The sequence below is a fragment of the Kribbella sp. NPDC050281 genome (assembly GCF_040655855.1).
GTDB lineage: Bacteria > Actinomycetota > Actinomycetes > Propionibacteriales > Kribbellaceae > Kribbella.
This window is the reverse complement of the sequence record NZ_JBFAKS010000113.1, coordinates 1-1,093: the sequence shown is the minus strand read 5'-3', so window position 1 is coordinate 1,093 and position 1,093 is coordinate 1. Positions and strand designations below refer to the sequence as shown.

Genomic DNA, 1,093 nt, shown 5'->3' with positions numbered 1-1,093 from the left:
GACATCCACGAGCGTCCCACCCTTGACGCAGCCCAGTGCCGAGCCGCCCGAACAGCGTATTAAAGAACTTGAGCAGCAACTGGCTGAATCTGAAGTCAAAGCCCAGTTCTTCGAAGCTGTCGTCAAAGTGATGAACACCGACTTTGGCGCCACGCTGACAAAAAAGCAGCTAACCGCCTTATCGCGCAAACACAAGTACCGGGACTCACAGTAACGCGGGCCTGCCGATGGATGGGCATCAGCCGACAAGCGTGGTATCAGTCCCTGCAGCGTGAAGCAGGCAAAGAGGAGCAGGCCCGGCATCTCGTCGAACAGGTGACGGCCATCCGCTTGCACCAACCCCGACTGGGGACACGTAAGCTGCATCACCTGTTGCGGCAACACCCCGAACCGGCGTTGCATGTGGGCCGTGACCGGTTGTTCAGTATCCTGCGCTGCGCGCGGTTACTGGTGATGCCTAAACGGGCGTATCACAAGACGACGCACAGCCATCATCGTTTTTATCGCCATCCCAACCTGCTAAAAGCGGGAGACAATCAAGTAATAGCCAGCCGTCCGGAACAGGTATGGGTGGCGGATATCACCTACCTGCCGCTGAGAACGGGGACGGCGTATGTCAGCCTGGTAACGGATGCCTGGTCGAGAAAAATCGTGGGATATCACGTGCATGACAGTCTGCATACCCGGCATGTCGCCTGCGCGTTCAAAATGGCACTGGCCGGCAGACGCACGGCGTTGCCGTTGGTGCATCACTCGGACAGGGGTATCCAGTACTGCTCGCAGGAATATCAGGCGTTACATCAGCAGTATGGCGTCATCTGCTCGATGACGGACGGGTATGACTGTTATCAGAACGCGCTGGCGGAACGGATAAACGGGATACTCAAAACGGAATACCTGCTCGGCAGGCCAGAAGATATCGCGCAGGCAAGAAAGATGGTCAGGGAGTCGGTGAACCTCTACAACACGCGGCGGCCGCACTTGTCGCTGAAATACAAAACGCCCGATGAGGTTCATCGGGCGTTATCCGGTTGAAAAGTGTCAACCTATATCAGGACTAGTCATTGGCATTCGGCGAAGGATAAATGACGAA

General features: G+C 56.3%; 1 pseudogene. It reads left to right on the top strand.

Features of this window, described 5'->3' with window-relative positions:
* Positions 1 to 1,061 (top strand): annotated as a pseudogene (locus AB0I34_RS44175) (IS3 family transposase); the annotation flags it as partial.
* Positions 1,062 to 1,093: the final 32 nt, after the last annotated feature.